The organism is Serratia sp. PF-27 (assembly GCF_030053255.1).
Lineage (GTDB): Bacteria > Pseudomonadota > Gammaproteobacteria > Enterobacterales > Enterobacteriaceae > Serratia > Serratia bockelmannii.
Genome location: NZ_JASGBT010000015.1, coordinates 598,214 through 620,326, shown reverse-complemented (window position 1 = coordinate 620,326; position 22,113 = coordinate 598,214). Strand labels below are relative to the sequence as shown.

The 22,113-nt window shown below is 58.5% G+C and carries 23 protein-coding genes; 11 read left to right on the top strand and 12 right to left on the bottom strand.

What is annotated here, in order from left to right; genetic code table 11:
- Window positions 1–116 precede the first annotated feature (116 nt).
- Complete coding sequence (ycjG, locus tag QMZ29_RS07785) at window positions 117–1,091, top strand: L-Ala-D/L-Glu epimerase (RefSeq protein ID WP_060433157.1); 975 nt, start codon at window positions 117–119, stop codon at window positions 1,089–1,091.
- Between the two features lie 3 nt (window positions 1,092–1,094).
- Here the strand turns inward: ycjG and mpaA are convergent, their stop codons facing one another.
- Window positions 1,095–1,802 carry a murein tripeptide amidase MpaA gene (mpaA, locus tag QMZ29_RS07780; protein WP_060433156.1) on the bottom strand — a complete coding sequence of 236 codons (708 nt, stop codon included), beginning with the start codon at window positions 1,800–1,802 and terminating at the stop codon, window positions 1,095–1,097.
- A gap of 206 nt (window positions 1,803–2,008) precedes the next feature.
- Here mpaA and QMZ29_RS07775 point away from each other — a divergent pair, with 206 nt between their 5' ends.
- Window positions 2,009–2,359 carry a hypothetical protein gene (locus QMZ29_RS07775; protein ID WP_025302994.1) on the top strand — a complete coding sequence of 117 codons (351 nt, stop codon included), beginning with the start codon at window positions 2,009–2,011 and terminating at the stop codon, window positions 2,357–2,359.
- Between the two features lie 158 nt (window positions 2,360–2,517).
- Window positions 2,518–4,152 (top strand): peptide ABC transporter substrate-binding protein, encoded by a 1,635-nt coding sequence (locus QMZ29_RS07770; RefSeq protein ID WP_049205471.1) that lies wholly within the window; start codon window positions 2,518–2,520, stop codon window positions 4,150–4,152.
- A gap of 159 nt (window positions 4,153–4,311) precedes the next feature.
- On the opposite strand, the gene QMZ29_RS07765 is transcribed toward QMZ29_RS07770, so the two are convergent.
- The 3 genes from QMZ29_RS07765 to QMZ29_RS07755 form a co-directional block, all read right to left on the bottom strand.
- Entirely contained in the window at window positions 4,312–4,560 is a 249-nt protein-coding gene (locus QMZ29_RS07765) for a hypothetical protein (protein ID WP_004930507.1), read from the bottom strand.
- A 194-nt stretch (window positions 4,561–4,754) separates the two neighbouring features.
- Window positions 4,755–5,846: a hypothetical protein gene (locus QMZ29_RS07760; protein WP_261424711.1), complete on the bottom strand. Its 1,092-nt coding sequence runs from the start codon at window positions 5,844–5,846 to the stop codon at window positions 4,755–4,757.
- On the bottom strand, window positions 5,798–6,499 hold the full coding sequence (locus tag QMZ29_RS07755) for a hypothetical protein (protein ID WP_089180967.1): 702 nt from the start codon (window positions 6,497–6,499) through the stop codon (window positions 5,798–5,800). The genes QMZ29_RS07760 and QMZ29_RS07755 overlap by 49 nt, the downstream gene beginning before the upstream one ends.
- A gap of 154 nt (window positions 6,500–6,653) precedes the next feature.
- Between QMZ29_RS07755 and zntB the strand changes: the two genes are divergently transcribed.
- A complete protein-coding gene (gene zntB, locus QMZ29_RS07750; protein ID WP_025302990.1) occupies window positions 6,654–7,637 on the top strand; it encodes a zinc transporter ZntB in 984 nt (327 codons plus the stop codon).
- Between the two features lie 218 nt (window positions 7,638–7,855).
- On the opposite strand, the gene QMZ29_RS07745 is transcribed toward zntB, so the two are convergent.
- From QMZ29_RS07745 to nifJ, 4 genes are all read right to left on the bottom strand, one after another.
- Window positions 7,856–8,254 (bottom strand): VOC family protein, encoded by a 399-nt coding sequence (locus tag QMZ29_RS07745; RefSeq protein ID WP_261424708.1) that lies wholly within the window; start codon window positions 8,252–8,254, stop codon window positions 7,856–7,858.
- A 146-nt stretch (window positions 8,255–8,400) separates the two neighbouring features.
- Window positions 8,401–9,339, bottom strand: a complete 939-nt coding sequence (gene ttcA / locus QMZ29_RS07740; protein WP_025302988.1) for a tRNA 2-thiocytidine(32) synthetase TtcA — start codon at window positions 9,337–9,339, stop codon at window positions 8,401–8,403.
- 214 nt (window positions 9,340–9,553) lie between these two features.
- On the bottom strand, window positions 9,554–10,042 hold the full coding sequence (locus QMZ29_RS07735) for a GNAT family N-acetyltransferase (RefSeq protein ID WP_197780405.1): 489 nt from the start codon (window positions 10,040–10,042) through the stop codon (window positions 9,554–9,556).
- A gap of 91 nt (window positions 10,043–10,133) precedes the next feature.
- The gene (nifJ, locus tag QMZ29_RS07730) at window positions 10,134–13,667 is read right to left on the bottom strand and encodes a pyruvate:ferredoxin (flavodoxin) oxidoreductase (protein WP_261424703.1); all 3,534 of its coding nucleotides are present in this window, start codon (window positions 13,665–13,667) and stop codon (window positions 10,134–10,136) included.
- Window positions 13,668–13,905: 238 nt separating this feature from the next.
- Between nifJ and ssmE the strand changes: the two genes are divergently transcribed.
- Both ssmE and QMZ29_RS07720 read left to right on the top strand, forming a co-directional pair.
- On the top strand, window positions 13,906–14,238 hold the full coding sequence (gene ssmE / locus QMZ29_RS07725; protein WP_025302985.1) for a multidrug efflux SMR transporter SsmE: 333 nt from the start codon (window positions 13,906–13,908) through the stop codon (window positions 14,236–14,238).
- 499 nt (window positions 14,239–14,737) lie between these two features.
- Window positions 14,738–14,992, top strand: coding sequence for a DUF333 domain-containing protein (locus QMZ29_RS07720; protein ID WP_015377999.1), 255 nt, complete (start codon window positions 14,738–14,740; stop codon window positions 14,990–14,992).
- A 21-nt stretch (window positions 14,993–15,013) separates the two neighbouring features.
- Here QMZ29_RS07720 and hslJ read toward each other — a convergent pair whose 3' ends face one another.
- From hslJ to QMZ29_RS07705, 3 genes are all read right to left on the bottom strand, one after another.
- Entirely contained in the window at window positions 15,014–15,442 is a 429-nt protein-coding gene (gene hslJ, locus QMZ29_RS07715) for a heat shock protein HslJ (RefSeq protein ID WP_043143628.1), read from the bottom strand.
- A gap of 50 nt (window positions 15,443–15,492) precedes the next feature.
- Window positions 15,493–16,485 (bottom strand): 2-hydroxyacid dehydrogenase, encoded by a 993-nt coding sequence (locus QMZ29_RS07710; RefSeq protein WP_025302983.1) that lies wholly within the window; start codon window positions 16,483–16,485, stop codon window positions 15,493–15,495.
- A 142-nt stretch (window positions 16,486–16,627) separates the two neighbouring features.
- Window positions 16,628–16,918 (bottom strand): putative quinol monooxygenase, encoded by a 291-nt coding sequence (locus QMZ29_RS07705; protein ID WP_261424691.1) that lies wholly within the window; start codon window positions 16,916–16,918, stop codon window positions 16,628–16,630.
- A gap of 139 nt (window positions 16,919–17,057) precedes the next feature.
- Here QMZ29_RS07705 and QMZ29_RS07700 point away from each other — a divergent pair, with 139 nt between their 5' ends.
- From QMZ29_RS07700 to QMZ29_RS25820, 5 genes are all read left to right on the top strand, one after another.
- Complete coding sequence (locus QMZ29_RS07700; RefSeq protein ID WP_080287156.1) at window positions 17,058–17,882, top strand: LysR family transcriptional regulator; 825 nt, start codon at window positions 17,058–17,060, stop codon at window positions 17,880–17,882.
- A 324-nt stretch (window positions 17,883–18,206) separates the two neighbouring features.
- Window positions 18,207–20,819 (top strand): YdbH family protein, encoded by a 2,613-nt coding sequence (locus QMZ29_RS07695; protein ID WP_147823854.1) that lies wholly within the window; start codon window positions 18,207–18,209, stop codon window positions 20,817–20,819.
- A complete protein-coding gene (locus QMZ29_RS07690) occupies window positions 20,816–21,013 on the top strand; it encodes a YnbE family lipoprotein (RefSeq protein ID WP_025302979.1) in 198 nt (65 codons plus the stop codon). Before QMZ29_RS07695 ends, QMZ29_RS07690 begins: the two co-directional genes overlap by 4 nt.
- Window positions 21,014–21,021: 8 nt before the next feature.
- Entirely contained in the window at window positions 21,022–21,345 is a 324-nt protein-coding gene (locus QMZ29_RS07685) for a YdbL family probable chaperone protein (RefSeq protein WP_025302978.1), read from the top strand.
- Window positions 21,330–21,467, top strand: coding sequence for a hypothetical protein (locus tag QMZ29_RS25820; protein ID WP_127145959.1), 138 nt, complete (start codon window positions 21,330–21,332; stop codon window positions 21,465–21,467). The genes QMZ29_RS07685 and QMZ29_RS25820 overlap by 16 nt, the downstream gene beginning before the upstream one ends.
- On the opposite strand, the gene azoR is transcribed toward QMZ29_RS25820, so the two are convergent.
- On the bottom strand, window positions 21,464–22,069 hold the full coding sequence (gene azoR, locus QMZ29_RS07680; RefSeq protein WP_015377994.1) for an FMN-dependent NADH-azoreductase: 606 nt from the start codon (window positions 22,067–22,069) through the stop codon (window positions 21,464–21,466). The genes QMZ29_RS25820 and azoR overlap by 4 nt on opposite strands.
- Window positions 22,070–22,113 lie beyond the last annotated feature (44 nt).

Below are 22,113 nucleotides of genomic sequence, written 5' to 3'. Positions count from 1 at the left end.
ACCGGGGCGGATTGGATATCAAAGTTTGCTAAATAGTTGTATATATTAGGCTGTTCTATAAAACATCACCGGCGCATCAGCCTGGCTGAATGCGCAGTTTTCGCTCAGGAGCCGTTATGAGAGACATGCGTTTTTACCCGGAAGCCTGGCCGCTGCATACCGCCTTCGTGATTGCGCGCGGTAGCCGCACCGAAGCCCGGGTGGTGGTGGTCGAAATCGAACAGCAGGGCGTGCGCGGCACCGGTGAATGTACGCCGTATCCGCGCTATGGCGAGAGCGAAGAATCGGTGATGACGCAGCTGGCTGAGATGGCGCCGGCGATCGCGCAGGGAATCACCCGCGAGCAGCTACTGACGCAGATGCCGGCGGGCGCGGCCCGCAACGCGCTGGACTCGGCGCTGTGGGATTTGGAGTGTCGTTTGCACGGGCAGAGCCTGTGGCAGCGCAGCGGCGTGACGGCGCCGGCGCAGATCCGCATGGCGCAGACCGTCAGCATCGGCACGCCGGAAGCGATGGCCTTCGCCGCGCGTGAACTGGAGCAGCAGGGCGCCACGCTGCTGAAGATCAAACTCGACGATCACTATATCAGCGAACGATTGGTAGCGATCCGCGCCGCGGTACCGCAGGCGACGCTGATCGTCGACGCCAATGAGTCCTGGCAGGCGGAAGGGCTGGCGGCGCGCTGCCAGCTGCTGGCCGATCTCGGCGTGGCGATGCTGGAGCAGCCGCTGCCGGCCGGTGACGACGCTGCGTTGGAGCACTTTATCCATCCGCTGCCGATCTGCGCCGATGAGAGCTGCCACACCCGTGCCGATCTGCCGCGGCTGGCGCAACGCTATCAGATGGTCAATATCAAACTGGACAAAACCGGCGGCTTGACCGAGGCGCTGGCGCTGGCGCAGGCCGCGCGCGAACAAGGGTTCGCCATCATGCTCGGCTGCATGTTGTGCACGTCACGGGCGATATCCGCCGCCTTGCCGCTGGCGCCGGCGGCGCGCTTCGTCGATCTGGACGGCCCGACCTGGCTGGCGCGGGACGTCGAACCGGGTCTGGCGTTCGAATGCGGGGCGATCGTCGATATCGCCCCGTAGGGATTAATTCGGATAGGTCAGCAGCTCGATCATCGCGTCGATGTAGCGCTCGCTGGCGGCATCGGCGGAGATCGGCGGGAATTCGGCGGTGATGCACGGCAGCGACAGATCTGCGCACCAGCTGCCGAACGAACCGGGCGTTTCATAGCCGACGCTGGTCACCAGCGGCAGTTCGAACTTGTGCGACAGCCAAACGCCGAGCCGCGAGCTGGCGGGATCTTCGATGCAGGCCAGCGGTTCGTGGAACGACACCACCCAGTGCGGCTTCAGACGATGGATCAGATGACACAGCGCCTGGGTTTCCGGTTCGGAACCGGGGCGCCCACCGGTGGAGAGCTTGACGTCGCGCACCGGCGCCGCGCTGTTCCAGCGGTAGACGGTGTCGCCGGAGCGCCAGTTGGCGGCCGGGAAGTTGCGGTTCAGATCGACGCCGTTGGCATTGGCGCGCAGCCCCAGCTGACAGCCGTCGGGGTTGACCGCCAGCACCACGTGGTGGCGCAACTGTTCGGGGGCGATGCTGCGCAGCGCGCAAGATAGGGTCACGATGGCGGCGCTCTCATCGCCGTGGGTGCCGGCGATGATAAGCCCGGTCTCCGGGCCGCTGATCGCCGCCGGGAAATAGAGCAGCGGCGCGCCCAGCAGCGAGCTGCCGTAGTTCTCTCCTGCGATGGCCAACTGGCCACGTTCACTGCGTGGTCGATGTTCGGTCATGGTGTTGTCCCTGGATTAAAGGTCGAGAGTCATTGTCATTTTATTCAGTGTATTACGCTTTGAGGCATCTTTCCCATCGCAATTGTGCGACGTTTGCGCAATCTGTGACGCCGCGGCGGTGAAAACGCCAATTAAACCGCACCTGGCCTGACGCTGTTGTTATACTAACGGCAGAGCTAAGCCAATCACCCGCAAGAGGATTTAACATGCCAGTAGCCAGAATCATCGCCAGCTATAGCGAAAATGAAAATGACACCATCACGCTGCTGTGCGGCGTGGATGCTGAAAACCAGATCCGTCAGGGGGAATGGTTCGGCGTGGTGAAAAATGACGACGGGCGCGGGGACGAATCGAACTATCCGTTCACCCTGCATATCGATTACCAAAAAGATGTCTTCTACCTCGACTACGGCTACGACGACGCCGACGCGCGCCAGCTGCAAAAAACCGATATCTCGGCCCGTCCGCTGGCCGAGAAAGGCTTTTTCACCGTGTTCGATGAAGAAGAGGGTGAAGAGTTCAGCTACCGCATCAACAGCATCCACCTGTACGACTGACGGTCGCCGCTGCAAACACCGCCCGTGCCGCCCTGCGCCGCACGGGTTTTTTATTGCCTGAATCGCACTTTTTGCAACTTCTCGGCCGTGAGCGCTAGGCCGGACGGATCTTGTGCTATATGATAAAAAATTCAGATGGTTAACGGGGGTAAATCATAATGACGGGAAGAAAAATGCAACGGGGTTTTCGTTTGGCGCTTTGCGCGGCGGCGATCGGCGCCTGTATGAGCAGCGCTATGGCGGCGCAGGTTCCCCCGGGCACCGCGTTGGCGGCCAAACAGGAAATCGTGCGCCACATTAAAGACGAACCGGCCTCGCTCGATCCGATTAAAGCGGTAGGCCTGCCGGAGGCCCAGCTGGCGCGCGACCTGTTCGAAGGGCTGGTCAATCAGGACGCCAATGGGAAAGTGATCCCCGGCGTCGCCACGCGCTGGCAGACCAGCGATAACCAGACTTATATTTTCCATCTGCGCAAAGATGCGCGGTGGTCAAACGGTGACCCTGTCACGGCGAAGGATTTCGTCTACAGCTGGCAGCGGCTGGTCGAACCGAAAAACCTGTCGCCGTTCGCCTGGTTCGCGCAGTTAGCGGGGATCCAGAACGCCGAGCAGATCATCAGCGGCAAACTGCCGGCCGATCGCTTGGGCGTGTCGGCGCCGGACGACTATACGCTTAAAGTACAGCTGGACAAGCCGGTGCCGTACTTCGTCAGCCTGACGGCTAACTTCAGCCTGTTCCCGGTGAATAAGGCGGTGGTGGAAAAATACGGCAACGACTGGACCAAGGTCGGCAATCTGGTGGGCAACGGCGCGTTCAAACTGCAAGAGCGGGTGGTGAACGAGAAGCTGGTGCTGACGCCTAACGATCATTACTGGGATCATGCGCAAACCGTGCTGACCAAAGTGACCTTCGTGCCGATCAATCAGGAATCCAACGCCACCAAGCGTTACCTGGCGGGCGATATCGACATCACCGAATCCTTCCCGAAAAACATGTATCAGAAGCTGCTGAAAGATATTCCGGGGCAGGTGTACACGCCGGATCAGCTCGGCACCTATTACTACGCGTTCAACACCCAGCGCGCGCCGACCAACGACGTGCGGGTGCGCCAGGCCTTGTCCTACGCCATCGATCGCAAGATTATCGCGGAAAAAGTGCTGGGCACCGGCGAAAAGCCTGCCTATCACTTCACGCCGGACGTGACTGCCGGGTTCAAACCGGAGGCGAGTTTGCTGCAACAGCAATCGCAGGCGGAGCTGGATGCGCAGGCCAAGGCGTTGTTGCAGGCGGCCGGTTACGGCCCGAACAACCCGCTGAAGCTGACGCTGTTGTATAACACCTCGGAAAGCCACCAGAAGATCGCCATCGCCGTGGCCTCAATGTGGAAGAAAAAGCTCGGCATTGACGTCAAGCTGCAAAACCAGGAGTGGAAAACCTATATCGACAGCCGTAATACCGGTAATTTCGACGTGATCCGCGCCTCCTGGGTAGGTGACTATAACGAGGCGTCGACCTTCCTGTCGCTGTTGACCTCTACCCACAGCGGCAACATTGCCAAGTTCAAGAACGCGGACTACGACAAGCTGCTGGCGCAGGCGGGACGGGAAACCAACCCGGCGGCGGTGACCGCCGATTACAACAAGATGGAGCAAATCATTGCCGATCAGGCACCGATCGCGCCGATCTACCAGTACACCAACGGCCGCCTGATCAAACCGTGGGTAAAAGGCTACCCGATCACCAATCCGGAAGACGTGGCCTATAGCCAAACGATGTATATTATCAAACATTGATTGGGCTTATTTTTCACCCCCGCGTAACGCGGGGGATTTATTTTTATTGACGGTTAAATGAAGAAGGTAATTAATTTATCCACGCGATAAACCCCGTTTAATAATAAACAGGGTTGCCATCATCACATTATTTTTTGCTATTTCAGAGAGCGGTTACGCTTATAGACAGTCTCGCATGGCATCCACCACCACACGGCCGCTCATGTCGGTTTGGGTGATGCGATAGCTGGTGGGATAAGAGCGGCGAGTGCTGAAACGATCGTGGACGGAGACCTTGCCAATCTGCAGGCCGGCGGCGTTTTTTACCACGAATTCACTGATCTCTTCCTGCCCCTGGTTTTGCAAATGGATATTGCTGATTTTTTCCAGCGTATCGCTGGCGTTTATTTTTAAATGGTCGCGTAACATAACTACCTCCTCGTAGTGAGAAAAGTATATGCCCCTAAAATTTGCGCTGAAACAGCTTTATGTTGATTTATTATTATCATTTTGAATTAAAAGTGATAGCAATATGTTAAGTCATAATAATAACGGCATTACCAGTGCTTTATCGGCGATATTGTCCGATTTATCGGCAATGGTTTATTTCATTACCGTTATTATTAGTCTGCATTAATCGGGAAAAGCGCCTGCCTGGCCGCCGGGGCGGGAAAGACGCAGGCGACGTTGTGCCCGCAGCCGGGAACGATCGTTAACCGATGCGGCTTATCCGGCGCCAGGTAACGCCGGTCATAGTCGGCATAGGCCAGGGCGCGCTGCAATCGATAGGGGCCCTGCAGCTGGGCGGCGCAGGATTTGTCGAGTATCCGATAGTAGGCGCCCGGCGCGGTGCCGGTATCCTCGGCGGCAGCCAGATAGGTGATATCGGCGGCGGCGTAACGCCGGCGCGCCGTGTCTGCGGGGCGCTGTAGATGAACGGGAAGCGCTTCCAGGCCGTATTTCCACTGGTTGGCCCGTGGACACTGGCCGGCGTTCAGCGTTTGCCAACGGAAGCGGCAGGTTGTTTCACTGCCGCAGCTTCCCCAGCTTGTGGGCTGAGGACGCAGATTCTCAAAGTAGAGCCAGCTGCCGGGATCGGCCACCACATAGCGCAGACGCACCCCGTTTGGCGGATGGGCAAAGCCGACATAGTGCTGCACGAACTGGGCGCCGGCGGAAAAACCGGCCACGGTTATCGACTGCAGCGATGGCCAGCGCCGTTTCAGATCGGCCAGCAGGTTATCCAGGGCGTTGAACGAACCGGTTTTCCCGCTATTATCCAAATCGCCTGCGATCCAGGAGCCGCAGCGCCACAGGGCATCGCCGTCTTGCGGTGACGGGAGCCCGGCGGAATGGCAATGAACGGCAAGTTTCTCCGGCACCTGGAACAGCGGGGCGACCAATAAGCCATTGTCTCCCGCTTCATGCGCGGCATCGATCGCCGCTTGCAACGTCTTGGCGACATCGCGCGGGCGGCCGTGCATCACCACCAGTGCGGTGCGCGGCTGGCGGGAGCGAGCGTGAGCGACAAAATAAGGCAGTGAACCCGCCGCCGTCGGCGCGTGATAGGGCGTGGCGAGGCGTTCTAATACCGGCTCTGCACGAACCGATTGGCCGAACAGCAGCAGGGCGGCCATTGCGATGTAGCGCAGGCGGCGCATCCTCGTCAGGTTCGGCGCAGCGCAGTGCGCAGTTGTCTCAGGACTTCCCGGCATCGTTGTTCCTCACGCGCTCGTTGATAGTAGCGATAAAAGGCGCGTTCCGAACTGAGGTTACCCGCCAGCGCCAGTTGCCTGAAGATTAAGTATGTCAGACTGAGCATGATGATAATAAATATAAAGCCGGGGAACAGCAGCTGCCAGCCGTCGGTGATGCGCGCACCGGACATAAACACCAGCGACGGCGCGATAACCAGCACGCCAAGCTGCCGCAAGCCCCATTGCGCCAGCACAGGCATTAGCACCAACAGAGTGACGAATAGCAGGTATTTCAACAGATAGCGACAGGAAAGCAGCGAGCGTTTTAACGCACTGTCGGCGCGTCGTTGCAAAACGAAACCCTCGGACGTGGTGCGCAGGATCTGCTGTCGGCCGCCAGTAGGTCTGTAGCGCTCCAGCGCCGTTACGCCGTCCGGCAGTGCCAGCAATTGCTGCAACTCCGCCAGCCCGACGGTTTTGCTACCGATGTAATCCCTAAACAGTAAGAGCTGCATGCGCTCACTGTGGGGCTTCTCGACGGATTCGAGTAGCTTGAGCAGCTTGTCATGGTTTTCCCGCCGAATACGAAATGGCGTTTTAACAACGGCGATAAACAGGGTGATAACGGTCAAACTGACTTTGAGAATATCTGCGGCGCTGATCTCAAACATGGGGGCTTCCTGTCGTTGCGATGTGTTCCCTAAGGCCAGAAGTATAGAGCACGTTTTTCACCTGGCGTGAAAACTGGCGTTACAGCTTGGCCTTTGATCTCCAAGGCGTTAAGGCTAGACTCAGCAACATAAGTAAGACTGAGGGGATAAATGAATGGATGTGATTGAGGGGAGCGAGCTGCAGATCGCCGATGCGGTTTACGCCTACCAGTTGGACGGCAAGGGCGGCGTCACGCCGATCGAGCAAGATGACAAGATCACCTGCGACGCGCCGTGCTGGCTGCATCTTGATTACGCGCACCCGGCCAGCGCCGAATGGCTGAGCACCACGCCGCTGCTGCCGGACTCGGTGCGCGAAGCGCTCTCCGGCGAAAGCTCTCGGCCACGCGTCAGCCGCCAGGGCGAAGGCACCATGATCACCCTGCGCAGCATCAACTTCAACGCCAACTCACGGCCGGACCAGTTGGTCACCATCCGTGTGTACATCACCGATAAACTGATTATCTCCACGCGGCACCGCAAGGTGTATTCCATCGATCAGGTGGTGAACGATTTGCAAAGCGGCGCCGGGCCGACCAACAGCGGCAACTGGCTGGTGGAGATTTCCGATGCGTTGACCGATCACACCAGCGAATTCATTGAGGATCTGCACGACAAGATTATCGATCTGGAGGACGCCTTGCTGGAACAGCAGGTGCCGGAGCGTGGTCAGCTGGCGTTGATCCGTAAACAGCTTATCGTGCTGCGCCGTTACATGGCGCCGCAGCGTGACGTTTTCGCACGGCTGGCCAGCGACCGCCTGCCGTGGATGAGCGACGACGATCGCCGCCGCATGCAGGACATCGCCGATCGCCTGGGGCGCGGGTTGGACGATCTGGACGGCAGCATCGCGCGCACCGCTATCTTGTCCGACGAAATCACCACGGTGATGGCCGACGCGATGAACCGCCGCACTTACACCATGTCATTGTTAGCGATGGTCTTTTTACCTACCACCTTCCTGACCGGGCTGTTTGGCGTCAACCTTGGCGGCATACCGGGCGGCGGCAACCCCTTCGGTTTCGCGGCATTTTGCCTGATGTTGGTCGGGTTGGTGCTTGGCGTCGCCTGGTGGCTGAAGCGCAGCCGCTGGCTGTAGGTGAAAATGACGAAAACCCGGTTAACATTGAGCAAAATCAACATTTAGCCGGGGGAAATGGGGCATGATCTCTCTCGCAGGTGAATGCAACGTCAAGCGATGGGCGTTGCGCTCCATAATTGTCTTACTTTCTTATTTTTGAATTACTGCATAGCACATTTGATTCGTACAATGCCGGTTTAATCACCGGCATTTTTTTATTCGGCTTCCCTTCTTCTTCAGGCCGCGCTTTCATCCCAGAAGCTGGCTTCAATCTTGTGCCCATCCAAATCCCGGACAAAGCAGCCGTAGTAAGCCTCACCGTAATGCGGCCGCGAACCGGGCGCGCCTTCATCGACGGCACCGGCCAGCAGCGCCTGGCGATGGAATTCATCCACCTGTTGCTTATTGGTGGCGAAAAAACCGACGTGCGTACCGTTGCCGGGTGAGGCCGGGCGGCCGTCGATCGGCACCTGCAGCCAAAACTCCGGGTAGTCGCGGCCGTAACCGATGGCGCCGGGATGCTCCAGCACCCGTCGGCATCCCAAGGCGGCCAGCGCACGATCGTAAAAGGCGGCGGCGGCCTCGAAATCGTTGGAGCCCAGCGAGATGTGGGACAGGCAGGGGGTAATATTCATTGCGCGATCTCCATATAACTGTATAAATAAACAGTATAGGGTAAAAACGGCACTGCCGAGTAAATTTTGCGCAAACTGTGAACAGGATCGAGATCGTCGAGAAAGGGAAATGTCGCCGCTCGCAGGATGGCAAGCGGCGAGGGGGCTTATTTGATTTCCAGCACGTTCAAACGTTCTGGCGCAGGTATCGCGTCGTCCGAGTCTTCCGGCTGCCAGCCGACCGGCTGCATCGGGATGTCTTCGCGATCGAAGGCCAAATCGCCGCCGTCTACCACGGCGCTCCCGTGGTGAATGCCCTTGAAATCGAACAGATTGATATCGCTCAGGTGCGAAGGCACCACGTTTTGCATGGCGCTGAACATGGTTTCCAGCCGGCCAGGATAGCGTTTGTCCCAGTCACGCAGCATATCGCCGATCACCTGGCGCTGCAGGTTAGGCTGCGAGCCGCACAGGTTGCATGGAATGATCGGGAACGCTTTGGCGATCGAGAAACGCTCGATGTCTTTCTCGCGGCAATAGGCCAGCGGGCGAATGACCACGTGCTTGCCGTCGTCGCTCATCAGTTTGGGCGGCATGCCTTTCATCTTGCCGCCGTAGAACATGTTGAGGAACAACGTCTGCAGAATGTCGTCACGGTGATGGCCCAGCGCGATCTTGGTGGCACCCAGTTCGGTGGCGGTGCGGTACAGAATGCCGCGGCGCAGGCGCGAGCACAGTGAACAGGTGGTTTTGCCTTCCGGGATCTTGTCTTTGACGATGCTGTAGGTGTTCTCTTCGACGATCTTGTATTCCACCCCCAGGCTTTCCAGGTAGGCAGGCAAAATATGCTCAGGGAAGCCGGGCTGTTTCTGATCGAGATTCACCGCGATCAGCGAGAAGTTGATCGGCGCGCTCTGCTGCAGGTTGCGCAGGATCTCCAGCATGGTGTAGCTGTCTTTACCGCCGGACAGGCAGACCATGATACGGTCGCCTTCTTCAATCATATTGAAATCGGCGATCGCTTCGCCCACGTTGCGGCGCAGGCGCTTTTGCAATTTATTCAGGTTGTACTGCTCTTTTTGGCTAACGGATTGCTTTTCTGACATTTAAATCGTGCTCATTCTCAATAGGGGGCACTAGGGGCATGGCGTTGTAGACCGCGAGTTTACCATTCAACCGGCCGATTTTGATCATTATTCATCATCCAGCTTCAACGCGCCCGACGCGAGGCCTGTATGGTACGGATTACGCGCAGGAATGCCAGCGGGTTTTATTGAGTCATCCCAACGATCTTCTTCGCGGCAGAAGGGGCGATGTGAATTACTCAGTATTGGGGCGAGCGAAAGCACGCAACGCGTCGTTTTCCAGACGGAAGTACTGTTTGGCCGTGACTTCGTCGGCGCCCAGCCGGCGATAGAAAAGCCCGGCGTTGGGGTTGGACTTTTCAGCTGTCCAGTCCAGACGGCTACAGCCATGTTCGAGCGCAATGGTTGCGATAAAACGCATCATTGCCTTGCCTACGCCCAACCCTCTGGCAGTGCGGCTGACGAACAGCTCTTTCATAAACATTTGACCGCTGAGCTTAGGGGCAGGGTGCATGATGCAAAAGGTACAAAATCCGCAGACCTTACCTTGTGACCAAGCACTGGCGACAGTAATACCTGAGTAGGGGCCAAACAGGGCGTTATTGAGGTAAGGGAGCACCTCTTGGCGTTTTATCACGTCGGGGCCGAAATAATATTCTTCCATTTCGATGATGATATCGACCAATGCTTCCGAATGGCTGCGATCTGAGATGATGATTTCCATGCGTTCTTTGGCTTCCTTTGGTTTCTGCGCAATGGCAATGAGAATAGAAGGAAAAGCAACAGGGCGCGAATCGCTCGCGCCCTGAGGGAGGTTACTCAGCAGCGGACTTTTCCGCCTTACCGGCCAGCAGGCTGAGGAAATCGTATTTCTCCTTCAGCTCTTTCTCGGCGGCCTGATACAGCGCGCTGGCCACCTCCGGCTGCTGAGCGTTCAGGCGGCGGAAACGCTGTTCTTTCAGCAGCGTTTCCGACAGGTTGCTGTTTGGCGGCCGCGAATCCAACGCTAACGCGGCCTTGCCCTCGGCGCTGCGGCGCGGATCGAAGCGGTACAGCGGCCAGAAGCCGGTGGCGGTCAGCTGTTTCATCTGATCGTGACTGAGCGCCAGATCGTAGCCGTGCTCTTCGCACGGGCTGTAGGCGATGATCAGCGACGGCCCCGGATAGGCCTCGGCCTCCTGAATCGCTTTCACCGTTTGGTTAAGCTGCGCCCCCAGCGAGATCTGCGCGACGTAGACATGGCCGTACATCATCATGCTGACGCCCAAATCTTTGCGCGCCTTGCGCTTGCCGTGTTCGCCGAACTTGGTCACCGCGCCAAGCGGTGTGGCTTTCGACTGCTGGCCGCCGGTGTTGGAGTAGCACTGGGTGTCGAGCACCAGCACGTTGACGTTCTCCGTCAGGCTGAGGACGTGATCCAAACCGCCGAAGCCGATGTCGTAGGCCCAGCCGTCCCCGCCGATCAGCCAGATGGATTTATCCACCAGGTAGTCGGCGTCGGCCGCCAGCTGGCGTGCGTCTTCACCTCCAATACTCGCCAGCAGCGTGCGCAGTTCGGCGATTTGCTTCCGGCGCGGCTCCGGTGCCACATCTTCCATCTGCAGGGCATTGACCAACTGCTCCGGCAGCTGCGGCGCCAGCGAATTCAGCAGGCGCAGCACCCGTGCGCGATGTTGATCGACCGTCAGGCGGAAGCCCAGGCCGAATTCGGCGTTGTCTTCGAACAGCGAGTTGGCCCACGCCGGCCCGCGCCCTTCGGCGTTGGTGGTGTAAGGCGTGGTCGGCAGATTGCCGCCGTAGATCGAGGAACAGCCGGTGGCGTTGGCGATCAGCAAACGGTCGCCATAGAGCTGGGTCAGCAGCTTGATGTACGGCGTTTCGCCGCAGCCGGAGCAGGCACCGGAGTATTCGAACAGCGGCGTGATCAGCTGCGAGGTGCGAATGTCGATGCGCTCCAGCTGCGCTGGATCGATTTCCGGCAGCTGCAGGAAGAAGTCGTAGTTGTCTTTTTCCGCCGTCAGATTATCGAGGCGCGAAGCCATGTTGATGGCCTTGATCTCTGGGTTCTGGCGATCTTTCGCCGGGCAGACCTCGACGCACAGGTTACAGCCGGTGCAATCTTCCGGCGCCACTTGCAGTACGTATTTCTGGCCGCGCATATCGCGTGATTTGACATCCAGAGACTGCAGGGAAGCGGGGGCGTGTTCCATCTCCGACGGCTGAACCACTTTGGCGCGAATGGCGGAGTGCGGGCAGGCGGCGACGCAGTGGTTGCACTGGGTGCACAGATCGGGCTGCCAGACCGGGATCTCTTCGGCGATGTTGCGCTTTTCCCACTGGGTGGTGCCCACCGGCCAGGTGCCGTCCGGCGGGAAGGCGGAAACCGGCAGCGCATCGCCCAGCCCGGCCAGCATCGCGGCGGTAACGGTTTTGACGAAGTCCGGCGCGGCGTCCGAGACCACCGGTGGGCGCATCGGGCTGCTGTCGTCGACCGGCTGCAGTGGAATTTCAATCAGTGCGCCACGGGTGGCGCCCAGCGCCTGCCAGTTGCGCTCGACGATCTCCTGGCCCTTGTTGCTGTAGCTGCGCGCGATGGCATCCTGCAGCTGTTGCAGCGCCACGTCGCTCGGCAGGATCTGCGTCAGGTGGAAGAACGCCATCTGCATTACGGTGTTGATGCGCGCGCCGAGCCGGCATTCGCGCGCCAGCTTGGCGGCGTTGATGATATAGAAACGCGCCTGGCGTTGATGCAGCAGCGCCTGTACCTCCTGCGGCAAGCGTGACCAGACCTCGTCGGCGCCGTAAGGGGTATTGAGCAGGAAGGTACCGCCGGGTTTGAGACGTTCAACCATCTGATACTTATCGATAAACTGCAGCTGGTGGCAGCCGACGAAATCCGCCTGGCTGACCAGATAGGCCGAATTGATCGGCTGCTCGCTGACGCGCAGATGCGACACCGTCAGGCCGCCGGCCTTTTTGGAGTCGTAGACGAAATAGCCCTGCGCATACAGCGGCGTGGCGTTGCCGATGATTTTGATGTTGTTCTTGGTGGCCGAGACCGAACCGTCGCTGCCCAAACCGTAGAACAGCGCTTCCAGCGAGGCGCGCTGCGGCAGGATTTCGTCGCTCAGCGGCAGTGAAAGCCCGGTGACATCATCGAAGATGCCGACGGTAAAGCGCGGGCGCGGCTGCGGCTGGGCCAGCTCGCGAAACACCGCCAGCGCACAGTCCGGGCCGAACTCTTTCGACGACAGGCCGTAACGGCCGCCGATCACCCGCGGCAGCGTGGCGCGCTCACCCCGGCTGTAGGCCTCCGCCAGCGCGGTCATCACGTCCAGATACAGCGGTTCGGCCAGCGCGCCCGGTTCTTTGGTGCGATCGAGCACCGCGACGTTGCGCACGCTGTCCGGCAGCGCGCCGAGCAGGTATTTGGCGGAGAACGGCCGGAACAACCGGACTTTCAGCACGCCGACTTTCTCGCCGCGGGCCAGCAGGGTGTCAATCACCTCTTCGCAGGTGCCGGCGGCGGATCCCATCACCACCACCACGCGCTCGGCCTGCGGGTGGCCGTAATAGTCGAACGGCCGATAGTGGCGGCCGGTGAGGGCGGCGAAGGCCGCCATGGCGTCGATCACGTGTTGGCCGGTGGCGTCATACCACGGGTTGGTGGCTTCGCGCGACTGGAAATAGGTGTCCGGGTTGGCGGAAGTGCCGCGCACCACCGGATGATCGGGCGACAGCGCCCGGCGGCGGTGAGCGTCGATCGCCGCCTGCGGCAGCATTTGCCGCAGCGTATCGTCGCTGAGCGGCACGATCTTGTTGATTTCGTGCGAGGTGCGGAACCCGTCGAAGAAGTGGATAAACGGCACGCGCGCGTTGAGAGTGGCCGTCTGTGAGATCAGCGCGAAGTCCTGCGCCTCCTGCACGTTGCTGGCGCACAGCATGGCGCAGCCGGTTTGGCGCACCGCCATCACGTCCGAATGGTCGCCGAAGATCGACAGCGCGTGTGTGGCTACGGTGCGGGCGGCGACGTGCAGCACGAACGGCGTCAGCTCTCCGGCCAGTTTGTACAGCGTCGGGATCATCAGCAGCAGACCCTGCGATGAAGTGAACGAAGTCGACAGTGCGCCGGTTTGCAAGGCGCCGTGCACGGTGGCGATCGCGCCGCCCTCAGACTGCATTTCCACCACCCGCGGAGTATCGCCCCAGATGTTTTGCCGGCCATCGCCTGACCAAGCGTCTGCTTGCTCCGCCATGGTGGAACTTGGCGTGATAGGGTAGATGGCAATCACTTCGTTGGTGCGATAGGCCACGGAAGCGACTGCGTTATTACCATCTGTAGTTATCATCGATATTACCTTTTCATTGCTCACAAAGCCGCGAAAGCACACTTTCGCAGTAATGGGAAAAAGTCTAACAGAGGGTTTGAACGTGGCTTTATCGCGTTTGTGTGGCGGGTGATAAATCGTCAATGGCGTATTTCCTCGCCGAATGAGATGCAGTGGCAATAAATTGTTTTGACCGTTTAAAGACAATTTATTTCCGGCGCGTCATAATTGCGCATCGGCAAACTGACAGAAGAAAATCATGAGCGCATTTATGTATTTGACGATGGCGATAGTCGCGGAAGTGATCGCCACCACCATGTTGAAAGCCTCCGAGGGCTTTACCCGCCTGTGGCCGTCGCTGCTGGTGGTGCTGGGTTACGGCGTGGCCTTTTGGGGGCTGTCGATGGTGGTCAAGAGCATGCCGCTGGGCATCGTGTATGCGATTTGGTCGGGTATGGGCATCGTGCTGGTGTCGATCGCCGCGGTATTCGTTTACCAGCAAAAATTGGATTGGCCAGCGATTGTCGGCATGGGATTAATTATTGCCGGCGTGCTGGTGATTAATTTACTGTCTAAAGCCTCGGTGCACTGAGTGTTATTTTAATGTGAAAAAAGGCCGGCGTGACAGCAAGTCGCGCCGGTTGAAGAATTCAGCCATCATTCACTGAAAATAGTGGAATGCTAATTACTTAGCGCCGCCAGCATAGACGTAAATATCGTCCTCTCCGGTAGCAAAAAATGCGTCGTCTCACTGAAAGCACGTGAAGATAATGAATACCGATGTCGCGGGAGAAATCTCTTCGTCAGCAGCGGTGACGTTATCACTTTCTGCGTGCGGCCGGGGCCAGGCACAGGGTGGCGCTGTCACGTTTGGCGTATCGCGCCGGGGCGGAAATATTCTGCAAACAAAATAAATGTCCGGCCGGTGCAAAAAAATGACAAATAATGGCTGGAATATATTTTCATTATTTATATATCGAGCTAGATTAAACAAGTTTGCATCAAAGATAGCGAAACGTGTCCGCTAAGTGACGCGCGTTATCAGCAATGGCGATTTTACACAGCGCAGTTCCGGGTTCAGGAGTGGGATAATGACGACATCAAAATGGTTGCTTGCCAGCGCCGTGCTGCTTTTAGCCGCCTGCAGCAGCAATAACGAAGAGCCAGTACAGCAGGGCAACAGTGCCAGAATCAATACGTTGCAGACCAGCGCCGGTTGCGCGGCGGTCGGTGGCGTTACTACCATCGCGCATAACCTGAACGGTGAAGCGCTGCGCATGTGCCAAATGCCGAATGGCAAGCAGTGCGAAGAACGCACGCTGGGCCTGGGCAGCTGCGCCGGGTAAGCCCGCAGCGACAGGCCCGGATCAATACACCCAGTCGCGCAGGGTATAAACCAGCGTGTGGCCGCTGCCGTTGAGCGTCAGTTGCTGCGCGTTCAGCATCACGTCGGCGCCGTTTTCGAGCACGGTGCCGATCACCTGATCCCAGCGGTTGCGCTGCTCATCAGGGCACAGCTTGCGCGTCGAGGCCAACGGTTTTACCGTCAGCACGCCGTCGCGTAACTGCCCCTGGCCGAAGAAGCGGTTGCACATCGCGCCGGAGACATGCAGGTTCTCGCCAAATTCCAAATTGAGCAGGCCGCCATCCGTTCGTGATTGTGCCGCTTCACCATCTACGCTCTGCAACACGAAGTTGTGATGCAACAGATCGCCGGGTGTGACGGTAGACTGTGGTTTCATGCTGCATCCCCCTAGGACCAGCGTCGTAAGGGCGGCCACCGTGGTTTTTCTCATTGCGTTCTCTCAAATAAACAGGGCGCCGCAAGGGCGCCCCGAAGTTACGCTCAGGCGTTCAGCTGGTTCGGGCAGGCTTCGCCGCGATCCAACAGGCTGATGTTCTGCAGCGTGGTTTGCGAAATGCTGGTCAGCGCCTCTTCGGTCAGGAAAGCCTGATGGCCGGTGAACAGCACGTTGTGGCAGGCCGACAGGCGGCGGAACACGTCATCCTGAATCACGTCGTTAGACTTGTCTTCAAAGAACAGATCGCGTTCGTTCTCGTAGACGTCCATCCCGAGCGCGCCGATTTTTTGCTGCTTCAACGCGTCGATGGCGGCGGTAGAGTCGATCAGCGCGCCGCGGCTGGTGTTGATCACCATTACGCCGTTTTTCATCATCGCGAAGGCGTCGGCATTCAGCAGATGGTGGTTTTCCGGCGTCAACGGGCAGTGCAGGGTAATCACGTCGGATTGCGCGTACAGCGTTTTCAGGTCGACATACTCCGCGCCCAGCGCCAGCGCCTGTTCGCTCGGGAACGGATCGTAGGCCAGCAGCTTCATGCCGAAGCCTTTCAAAATGCGCATCGTCGCCACGCCGATTTTACCGGTGCCGATCACGCCGGCGGTGCGGTTGTGCATGTTAAAACCGATCAGCCCTTCTAGCGAGAAGTTGGCGTCGCGAGTGCGTTGATAAGCGCGGTGAATACGGCGGTTCAGGCACATCATCATGCCTACCGCGTGTTCTGCCACGGCCTCCGGCGAGTAGGCCGGCACGCGCACCACCTTGATGCCCAGTTCTTTGGCGGCGTCCAGATCGACGTTATTAAAACCGGCGCAGCGCAGGGCGAGGATCTCGACGCCCAGTGCCGCCAGTTCTTCGAGCACTTCACGGCTGCCGTCGTCGTTGACGAAGATACACACCGCCTTGCAACCGGCGGCCGTTTTGGCGGTTTTTTTGCTGAGTAAAAAGTCGAAGAATTCCAGCTCATAGCCAAACTGCTGATTCACCAGTTCGAGATATTTACGGTCATACTGTTTGGTACTGTATATCGCCAATTTCATCGTGGTTTCTCCACCGTGATTTTGTGATCAATTTAACAGATTTTAGTAAATTCGACAATTGGTTAGCGGTTTGGCCAGCGTGGGGTTTGTTCGGTCAACCAGGAGGATGAAACCGGCCCGCATTGGGCCGGTTCACGCGATGTTAGCGAGCGATTTCCGTGTAATGATGCTCATCGTAGTCATGGGTCAAGTACCCGTTGACGGCATCGTTAAAGGCGACCCAATGCGGGGTTTTCTGGTGTGCCGAAAGCGCCGCATTATCGTCCCAGTTTTCGATCAGCGCGTAGCTGTTTTCATCGTTCTGGCATTGCCAAAGCTGGTAAAAAGAGCAGCCGGTTTCTTTATTGGATTCCTGCACCATGGTGTTGAGCAGGCTGAGAAACGCGGGGCGCTTGGCCGGATTGACCTGAAAAAAGACATTGAGCGTGATCATGGTTTATTTCCTCAGTCGATAATGAAACTGGAATTTCCAGGCGGCAGCAATGTGCTGACTGCGAGGATTCTACGGACTTGATGGTTGACTAAAAGTGAAATAAAGTTCCGTTGCTATTCATTTTTGGTGAAGGCTTGTGATGTTGAAACGTGCTCAGTTGGTGACCTTTTGCATGGTGGTTGAGTCAGAGAGTCTCACGGCAGCGGCTGAGAGGCTGTTTTGCGTGCCCTCTAACGTGACCAAGAAATTAAAAGAGTTGGAAATGGCGTGTGGCGTTACGCTATTTGATCGTGAGCGCAATCGACTGTCGCTCACACCGGAAGGCCGGGCGCTTTACCATAAAGCCAAGCGCTTTTTGGCTATCGAAGAGCGGGCGCGAGCGCAGCTTGAACAGGATCCGGTGCAGGGTGAACTGAAGCTTGGCGCGCTGGATATCGCCTTGAGTCATCATCTGCCGCAAAAGTTGGCGCATTACCGTGCGCAGAACCGCCGCGTTCAGTTGAGTGTGGTGCAGGGTTATTCGCTGGATCTGGAGTTTCAATTGCAAAAAGGAACTCTGGACGTGGTGTTTTCAGATGGGCCGATAGAACATCCGCAGCTGCAGAGCCGGCGTGCTTTTCAGGAGCGTTTGGTCTTCATTGGCGGGGCGTATCAGCCAGCGTTGTTGGCAAAAAGCGATCTCTATGTTTATTCGCGTCAATGCCACTATCGCCATCTGGTGGACGCCTGGCTGCAAAAGCAGCAAGTGATCCCCGCCGCGCTGCTGGAGGTGGAATGCTATGACGTGATATTCGCCTGCGTAAGCGCGGGGTTGGGGTATGCGTTTGTCCCTGAGAGCCTGGCGCGACAGCGGGAGGTTGCGTATACCGAGTGCGGGAATGAAATGCGCAGCGATATTTATGCTATCTGGCGTAAAGCGAGCGACAGCCGCATAGTACAGGCTTTTATTGAGGCCGTGATTTGAAATTAGCGGCAAAAAAATCCCCACGGGGGTGTGGGGAATGGCTTCTCTAGTACACAGTTAGCTAGCAGCTAAACTTTTATTAGAATGGTTGCAAGACTATTAATCATCAACGGTAACGACAATAACAAAAGTCTGAAAACCGTCCTATTTATGTGATGTATATGTAACGAAAATCTACAACTTCGCACACGTTTGCGCTAAAAAGGTGCAAATCACCTTTGCGACCCCGCTCAGCTTCACCCTATGTCAAATTCGTGCCATCATTATTGTCAATTCAGGCATAGACTTAACCAATGCCTAACTCAGGAACGAAGCAATCATTTAATGACCAGGCGATTGAAAGTATTCATAGGGACCGTGGCGGGCTGTGCAATTCTGGTGCTGGCGTTATGGCAAACTTTGCCGCGCTGGCTGCCGGGGGTGTTATCGCATTGGTTGCCGGCGGGAAGCCGACTTGAGTTACAGGGCAAGTTGCATTGGCGCCAAGGCGGCCTGGCGCTGCCGGGGGCACGTTTCACCGCGCAAGATTGCCTGCTGGCCAACGTCGGTCCGACGCGGCTGGCTTACCGCCAAGGCCGCTGGCAGCTGTCGAGCGATAAGGTCAGCGTCGATAGCGCCTGTTTATCAAAACTGCCGGGCGGCGACGCCAACAGCGCGCCGCTCGCGCTCGATCAATTGCAGCGGCAACTGCCGGCGCTGGATCTCACCATTAATGATCTGACGCTTATTCCCTGGCAGCGCTATGCCGGCAAGCTGCAGATTTCCTCCGGCCCCGACGGGCAACGTCTGCATTATCGGGGACCGAATCTCAGCGCCGAGGCGCGGCTGGATGAAAAACAGCAGCTGACGTTGCAGAGTCTGACCGTCGTCCCGCCCAACAGCGCGCAACCGCTGCACCTCGCCGGTAAGATAACTCTCCCGCTGGATCTGGCCAGCCTGCCGAAGCAGGGCGCGTTGCAGGGTGAAATGCAGACGGCCTATCTGGAAAAACCGGTTTTGCTGGATATGCGCTGGCAACAGCAGCAGGGCGTGTTGACGGTGAGCGAGAAAGGCGACGATCGGCCGCTGGCGGTGCTGCCGTGGGAAGTGACCCCGCAGCGGGTCAGCATCAAGCAGGGCGAGTGGCGTTGGCCCTACAGCGGACAGCCGTTGAACGGCGGCCTCAGCATCGCGCTGCACGACTGGAGCAAGGGATTGGATGAAACGGAGATCAGCGCGCGGCTGAACGTGATCACCGCCGGCCACAACGGCAAGGGTAATGCGGTGCTCACCCTCGGGCCGGGCAAGGTGGGGTTGACCGACAGCGATCTGCGCTTCCAACTGACCGGGCAGGCCAATCTGGCCGATTTCTCCACCACCGCGTCGATCCCGGGCGTGATCGGCGGCAGCATTCTTAACCCGACGCTGGTTCTGCAGCCAGGTTCGCTGCTGCGTCTGTGGGGCAAAGTGACGCCGGAAATGACGCTGGAAGAGGCGCGTCTACCGCTGGCCGGCGTGAAGGTGACCGCCGCCGGCATCACCGGCCGCCTGCAGGCGATTTTGAGCGCCAGCGACAGTTATTGGGGGCGTTTCAAGCTCCACCTGGACGGCCAGGCGCAGGATTTCTGGCCGGACAAGGGCGACTGGCAGTGGCGTTACTGGGGCAACGGCCGGTTGCCGCCGCTGCAGGCCGCCTGGGACGTCGCCGGCAGCGGTCGTTGGCAGGACAGCGAGCTGGTGCTCGACAAGCTCTCCACCGGTTTCGACAAATTGAAGTACGGTCTGGTGACGGTCGCCGCGCCGCGCTTGAGCCTCAACCAGCCGCTGCGCTGGCAGCGTGATGAACAAAGCCCGCAGTTCAACGGCGAATTCCAGCTGGCGGCGGATAAGGTCAGCTTCAGCGACGGTGGCTATCTGCCGGCGCCGGTGCTGGCGCTGCAGGTGAACGGCCGTTCGCCGGACAGTTTCCAGATGCAGGGCAAGCTGCAGGCGCAACAGATCGGGCCGATCGCGCTGCGCGGCCGTTGGGATGGCGAACGTCTGCGCGGCGAAGGCTGGTGGCCGAAACAGTCGCTGAAGGTCTTCCAACCGCTGTTGGCACCGGATCTCAATCTCACGCTGCGCGACGGCGAGTTTTACGCGCAGTCGGCGTTTTCCGCCGCCCGTGAACAAGGGTTCGAGGCCGGTGGCCACTGGGTGGTGAAAAACGGCGGCATGTGGCTGAAAGACGGCGAAATGAGCGGCCTGGATTTCATCCTGTCGTACCGTTTCAAGCAGCATCACTGGCAATTGGGAGCTAAACAGCCGGTATCGCTGCGCATCAAGTCTTTCACCAACCTGTTCGAGATGCAGAACATTTCCGCCGATCTGCAGGGCACCTATCCTTATAGCGAAGGGCAGCCGCTGACGTTGAGCAACGTCGGCGTGGACATGCTCAACGGGCATATCAGCCTGTCGGCGCTGCGGTTGCCGCAGCATGACGCCGCGGTACTGAAGCTGGATAAGGTCGATCTCAGCGCGCTGTTTACCGCCCTGAAACCGAAGCAGTTCGCCATGTCCGGCCGGGTCGACGGCGAGCTGCCGCTGTTCCTGAACCATCCGAAGTGGTTGGTGCAAAACGGCTGGATCGCCAACGCCGGCACGTTGACGCTGCGCCTGGACAAAGACATGGCCGACGCCATCGGCAGCAATAACCTGGCGACCGGCGCGGCGATCGACTGGCTGCGCTACATGGAAATCAACCGTTCGCATGCCCGGGTCGATCTCGACAACCTGGGCGAGTTGACGCTGAGCGCGCGCATCGACGGCATCAACCCGCAGAAAAGCGCCAAGCGCGAGGTGATCCTGAACTATCGCCATCAGGAAAACGTGTTTCAGCTGTGGCGCAGTTTGCGCTTCGGCGACAATTTACAGGAGTGGCTGGAGCAGGCCCTCTCACAACCTGGGGAGCAACAATGAAAATCATGAGTGTGTCGACGCTGGCAGCGGTGCTGTGCGTTTCGCTGCTGAGCGGCTGCGTGCCGCGCATCGAGGTGGCGACGCCGAAGGATCCGATCACCATCAATATGAACGTCAAGATCGAGCATGAAATTCATATCAAGGTGGATAAGGACGTCGAAAACCTGCTGAAAACCCAAAGCGGTCTGTTCTAGGAGCCGACATGAAAAAACGTTATTTGTGGCTGGCCGGCGCCGCCTGGTTGTTCAGTGGCATGGCGATGGCGTTGACGCTGGATGAGGCGAAGCAGCAAGGGCGGGTAGGTGAAACCCTGAGCGGCTACATCGCGCCGGTGAAGCAGGACGCGGAAACCCTGGCGCTGGTGAAACGCATCAACGCCGGCCGCGCCGAGAAGTATCAGGAAGTGGCGAACGGCAACCATATCGCCGTCGACGAAGTGGCGCGCATGGCCGGGCAAAAGCTGGTGACGCGGGCGCAGAGCGGCGAGTATGTGCGCGGCATCAACGGGCAGTGGCTGAAGAAATAAAAAAAGCGCGCCGTCTGGCGCGCCAAAAGATACGGATAGATGATTATTATGAGGGTAGTGCAGGTTTGACAGGACTTGCCTCTTGTCCGGCAGGGGCTCGGCGCCCCTGCGCAGGGTCTTAGGCAGCAACCACCTGAGACAGGGCCGCCTTGGCGTCTTCCTGTGCTTTGGTCGCCACTTCCGGGCCATAGGCGATGCCTTCCGCGAAGACGAACTCCACGTCGGTGATGCCGATGAAGCCCAGGAACAGACGCAGGTAAGGTTCTACCAGGTCGGTCGGGGTGCCTTTATGGATGCCGCCGCGGCTGGTCAGGATCACGGCGCGTTTGTTTTTTACCAGGCCTTCCGGACCGTTTTCGGTGTAACGGAAGGTCACGCCGGCGCGGGCAACCAGGTCGAAATAGTTTTTCAGCTGGGTCGGAATGTTGAAGTTGTACATCGGTGCGGCAATCACGATGACGTCATTGGCCTGCAGCTCGGCGATCAGCTCGTCCGACAGGGCCAGCGCTTCTTGTTGACGTGGAGTCAACGGAGCATCGGAAGGACGCAGCGCGCCGACCAGTTCACCGTCCAGCACCGGGATTGGCTGTGCGGCCAGATCGCGCACGGTGATGGTGTCGCCGCTGTGGGCGTTGCTCCATTGCTCTACGAAGAAATCGGCCAGTTGGTTAGACTGAGAGTAGGTCGCTAGGATGCTTGATTTCAGAACCAATACGTTGCTCATCGATAATTCCTTACGTTGTGACAGTGACATCAGGACTCAGCGTC